Below are 4,668 nucleotides of genomic sequence, written 5' to 3' on the forward strand. Positions count from 1 at the left end.
CGCTGACACCCTCCCCCGACGCCCCGTATGTCAGAATCTGATGGTACATGCACGCATATGGCGGGTGACGCGACGCGCACAGTTCCAGCCGGGACGTCTGCCGTCGCGCCCGCTGGGTAGGCCTGCCGTGACCCGTACGACGCCAACCCGGCAATCGCGACAAGGAGGCCCCAGTGGCCGCATCGGCACATCTCCTGCTCTCGGCTCTGTCCAAACCCGGCGAGGCGCCGGTGATCCCCGCGCAGGCGACGCCCGCCGCGGAGTCCGGCGCCGACCCGTTCTGCGTGTTCAGCGCCGAGAGCGCCTGCGCCGAGACACCGCTGACCAGCGAACCGCCGCTGCCCGATGCCGAGCCCCTGACCAGCGAGCCGCCGATGGCCGACGCCGCGCCGCTGACCAGCGAGTCGGACGCCGACCCCGGGTCCCCGAGGCCGTAGATGGCGGCTTCCGTCCCGCCGCCGGGCCCGGCACCCAGCGAGGACCTGATCCGGCTCGCCGAACTGCACGGCGTCGCCCCCTCCTACCGCCCCTCCCCCGACCGCGAGGTGCACGCCTCCGCCACCGCACTGACCCGTGTCCTGGCCGCGCTCGGCGTGGACGCGAGCACCCCCGCCTCGGCCCGGGCCGCCCGCACGGCACGCGAGCGGGAACTGGCCGGGCGCCTGCTGCCGCCCACCGTGGTCTGCTGGGACGGCGCCACCCCGCCGGCGCTGGCCGCGCTGCCGCCGGACACCGCCCTGCGCGTCGAGACCGAGCAGGGCGACACCTGGCACGCACGGCGCGGCCGGGACGGCCACCCCCACCTCACCGCGCCCGGCCAGGACGCCGGCCCGCCCCCGGCGTCCGCCCGGGACGACGCCCCCTCGTCCGCCCTCGCCCGGCTGCCGTACGGCGTGCACCGCCTCACCGTCACGGCACCCGACGGCCGCACCGCCGACGCCCACCTGGTCGTGGCCCCGCCGCGGCTGCCGGCGCCGCCGGGACGGTCGTACGGGCTGCTGGTCCAGCTGTACTCGCTGCTGTCACACCGTTCCTGGGGCATGGGCGACCTCGGTGATCTCGCGGAGCTGGCCGCCTGGGCGGGACGGACGCTCGGCGCCGGGTTCGTGCAGGTCAACCCACTGCACGCGGCCGTACCCGGCTCCCCCACGGACCCCTCGCCGTACCGGCCGTCGTCGCGGCGTTTCCCCGACCCGGTGCATCTGCGGGTGGAGGAGGTGCCGGAGTTCGCGTACGTGGAGGACCGGCAGCGCGTCACGGCGCTGCTGGAGCGGGCGGGCCGGCTGCGCGCGGCCGTGCTGGACAAGGGCGCGCTGATCGACCGGGACGCTGTGTGGGAGCTGAAGCGGGAGGCGCTGGAACTGGTGCGCCGGGTGCCGCTCGGCCCCGGCCGGCGGGCCGCGTACGCCGATTTCCTCGCCGGGCAGGGCCGGGCGCTGGAGGACCACGCGACGTGGTGCGCACTGGCGGAGGTGCACGGCGCCGACTGGCGCCGGTGGCCGGCGGAGCTGCGGGACCCGCGGTCTGCCGGTACCGCGCGGGCCCGCGCCGAGCTGATGGACCGGGTCGACTTCCACTGCTGGCTGGCCTGGCTGACGGACACACAGCTGACGGCCGCTCAGCGTGCGGCGCGCGAGGCGGGCATGCCGGTCGGGGTGATCCACGATCTGGCGGTCGGGGTGCACCCGGACGGCGCGGACGCCTGGGCGCAGCAGGAGTACTTCGCGGCGGGCATGTCGGTGGGCGCGCCGCCGGACGCGTTCAACGCGCGCGGGCAGGACTGGGGGCTGCCGCCGTGGCGGCCGGACCGGCTGGCCGCGTCGGGGTACGCGCCGTACCGGATGCTGCTGCGGGCGCTGTTCCGGTACGCGGGCGCGCTGCGCATCGACCATGTGATGGGGCTGTTCCGGCTGTGGTGGGTGCCGGGGGGCGAGCCGCCGACCGAGGGCGCGTACGTCCGCTACGACGCGGAGGCGATGCTCGCGGTGCTGGTGCTGGAGGCGTCGCGGGCCGGGGCGGTGGTGATCGGCGAGGATCTGGGCACCGTGGAGCCGGGCGTGCGGGAGGCGCTGCGCGAGCGGGGCGTGCTGGGCACGTCGGTGCTGTGGTTCGAGCGGGACTGGGCGGGCGACGGGCGTCCGCTGCCGCCGGAGCGGTGGCGGGAGGACTGTCTGGCGACGGCGACCACGCACGATCTGCCGTCCACGGCGGCCCGGCTCAGCGGCGAGCACGTGGAGCTGCGCGACCGGCTCGGGCTGCTGACCCGGCCGCTGGAGACCGAGCGCGCGGAGGCGGCGGCGGACACCGGGGAGTGGCTGGAGCTGCTGGCCCGGCTCGGTCTGCTGGAGTCGGCGGGCGGCGGCACCGGCGGCCCGGCCGAGGAGGCCGAGGTGCGGGCGGTCCACCGTTTCCTGCTGCGTACCCCGGCCCGGCTGGTGGGCGTGTGGCTGCCGGACGGCGTCGGCGACCGGCGTCCGCAGAACCTGCCGGGTACGTGGGACCAGTACCCGAACTGGCGGCTGCCCGTCGCGGACGCCGAGGGCCGCCCGGTGGCGCTGGAGGAGCTGGCGGCGTCCCCGCGACTGCGGGCCCTGCTGGAGGTGCTGCGCGACGGCGCGCGGGACGCGGGCGGGGCGGCACGGGACGACTGAACGGCCCCGGGGCGACCCTCCGCGCGGCCCCGGGTGCGCCTCGCAGGGCACCCGGGATCGCGTCGTACGGCCCCCGGAACCGTCCCGTACGGCACCCGGAACCGTCCCCCGGGACACCCCCGCCCCGTCCCGTACGGCACCCCGGGCGCGCGGCCCGTTCGGCCGTTCGCTACTTTGGCAACGTGGACAAGAAGAACGCCCTGCGCGCCGGCGCCCTGGCCGCCGGTACGACGCTGATGATGCTGCTCATGTCGTCCCCTGCCCTCGCGCTGACCCGCGACGACGGCGACGACCCCGGCAAGGGCCTCAGTGTCGGCGAGACGCTGGGCCTGTACGTCTTCACCCCGCTGGTGATCTTCCTGGTCATCGTGGGCCTGGTCATGGTCCTGGACCGGTCGAAGACGCGTGTGACGAAGCCCAAGGCCCGCGCCTGAGGTTCCGTCCCTGCACGGCCGCCCGCCGGCCGGCGGCACGTCCGTAAGACCGAAGGACCGTACGACCGCATCGCTGTACGGCACTCCCGGCGGCGCCCGCCCGGCCCGGCGCCGCCCGGCCCTGCCGCCGTGACACCCGGCCCGTCTCCGCACGTGGCCGGGTTTTTCACCCCCCACTATATACTCAGTACATATCCTTGATACATACTGATCTTCATGAGCACCCGCCACATCCTGCTGGGGCTGCTCGCTTCCGGCCCCAGCCATGGCTACGACCTCAAGCGACGCCACGACGAGCGCTTCCCCCAGGCGCGCCCGCTGGCCTACGGCCAGGTGTACACGACGCTGCAACGCCTGGTCCGCGACCGGCTGGCCGAGGTCGACGGCACCGACGCCGACGGCGGACCGGAGCGGACCCTGTACCGCGTGACGCCGGAAGGGGAGGCGGAGATGACCCGCTGGGCGGCCGAGATCGCGCCGCCCGCGCCGTTCGTCACCAACGAGATCTTCGCCAAGGTCGTCGTCGCGATCCTCACCGGCGGCGACCCGGCGGCCTACCTGCTGGCGCAGCGGGCCGCGCACATGGCGCGGATGCGGGAGCTGACGGCCGTGAAGACCGCGCCGGGCGCGGATCTCGCGACGGTCCTCTCGGCCGACTACGCCCTGACCCATCTCGACGCCGACCTCCGCTGGATGACGACCACGGCGGACCGGCTGAACCAACTGACCGCGGAGGTCGACGCATCATGAACACGTACCGGGACGAGGCGGTGCCGCTCCTGTCGGCGCGGGGCCTGGTCAAGGCGTACGGCCGTACGCCCGCCCTGCGCGGAGCCTCCCTCGACCTGCACGCCGGGGAGATCCTCGCGGTGACCGGGCCGAGCGGCAGCAGCAAATCGACGCTGCTGCACTGCCTGGCCGGGATCGTCCGGCCGGACGAGGGGACGGTGTCGTACGGCGACGAGACGCTGTCCGGGCTGCCGGAGGCGCGGCTCGGGGAGCTGCGCCGTACGGACTTCGGGGTCGTGTTCCAGTTCGGGCAGCTGATACCGGAGCTGACGGTCCGGGACAACGTGGCGCTGCCCCTGCTGCTCGGCGGCCTGGGCCGGGCGCAGGCCGGGGCGCGGGCCGACGAGTGGCTGGAGCGGTTCGGGGTGCGCGGGCAGCGGGAGCTGCGGCCGGGCGAGCTGAGCGGCGGGCAGGCGCAGCGGGTGGCGCTGGCGCGGGCGCTGGTGACGGGGCCGCGTGTGGTGTTCGCGGACGAGCCGACGGGGGCGCTGGACTCGCTGTCCGGTGAGCAGGTGATGACGGCGCTGGTGGGCGCGGCCCGGGAGACGGGCGCGGCGGTGCTGCTGGTCACGCACGACGCGCAGACCGCCGCGTACGCGGGCCGTGAGGTGCGGATGGCCGACGGGACCGTGGAGCCGGCGGAGGTGACGGCGTGGGGCCTGCTGCGGAGCTGGCGCTGGCTCGGGCGCTGGTGACGGGGCCGCGTGTGGTGTTCGCGGACGAGCCGACGGGGGCGCTGGACTCGCTGTCCGGTGAGCAGGTGATGACGGCGCTGGTGGGCGCGGCCCGGGAGA

General features: G+C 75.6%; 5 protein-coding genes. All 5 read left to right on the forward strand.

Annotated elements, in window-relative coordinates; translation table 11 throughout:
- Positions 1–173: 173 nt before the first annotated feature.
- The 5 genes from MTQ10_RS28075 to MTQ10_RS28095 all read left to right on the forward strand — a co-directional run bounded on the left by MTQ10_RS28075 (position 174) and on the right by MTQ10_RS28095 (position 4,569).
- Positions 174–437, forward strand: a complete 264-nt coding sequence (locus tag MTQ10_RS28075) for a hypothetical protein (RefSeq protein ID WP_247473100.1) — start codon at positions 174–176, stop codon at positions 435–437.
- Positions 438–2,651, forward strand: a complete 2,214-nt coding sequence (gene malQ, locus MTQ10_RS28080; protein WP_247473101.1) for a 4-alpha-glucanotransferase — start codon at positions 438–440, stop codon at positions 2,649–2,651.
- Between the two features lie 182 nt (positions 2,652–2,833).
- Positions 2,834–3,085 (forward strand): hypothetical protein, encoded by a 252-nt coding sequence (locus MTQ10_RS28085; RefSeq protein WP_247473102.1) that lies wholly within the window; start codon positions 2,834–2,836, stop codon positions 3,083–3,085.
- Between the two features lie 216 nt (positions 3,086–3,301).
- On the forward strand, positions 3,302–3,835 hold the full coding sequence (locus MTQ10_RS28090) for a PadR family transcriptional regulator (protein WP_247473103.1): 534 nt from the start codon (positions 3,302–3,304) through the stop codon (positions 3,833–3,835).
- Positions 3,832–4,569: an ABC transporter ATP-binding protein gene (locus MTQ10_RS28095; protein WP_247473107.1), complete on the forward strand. Its 738-nt coding sequence runs from the start codon at positions 3,832–3,834 to the stop codon at positions 4,567–4,569. Before MTQ10_RS28090 ends, MTQ10_RS28095 begins: the two co-directional genes overlap by 4 nt.
- Positions 4,570–4,668: the final 99 nt, after the last annotated feature.

It is taken from the genome of Streptomyces sp. XM83C (assembly GCF_023072675.1).
GTDB lineage: Bacteria > Actinomycetota > Actinomycetes > Streptomycetales > Streptomycetaceae > Streptomyces > Streptomyces thermocoprophilus.

Coding starts and splice junctions, on each gene's coding strand:
- malQ (WP_247473101.1), top strand. CDS start 438: ATGGCGGCTTCCGTCCCGCCGCCGGGCCCGGCACCCAGCGAGGACCTG.
- MTQ10_RS28090 (WP_247473103.1), top strand. CDS start 3,302: ATGAGCACCCGCCACATCCTGCTGGGGCTGCTCGCTTCCGGCCCCAGC.
- MTQ10_RS28095 (WP_247473107.1), top strand. CDS start 3,832: ATGAACACGTACCGGGACGAGGCGGTGCCGCTCCTGTCGGCGCGGGGC.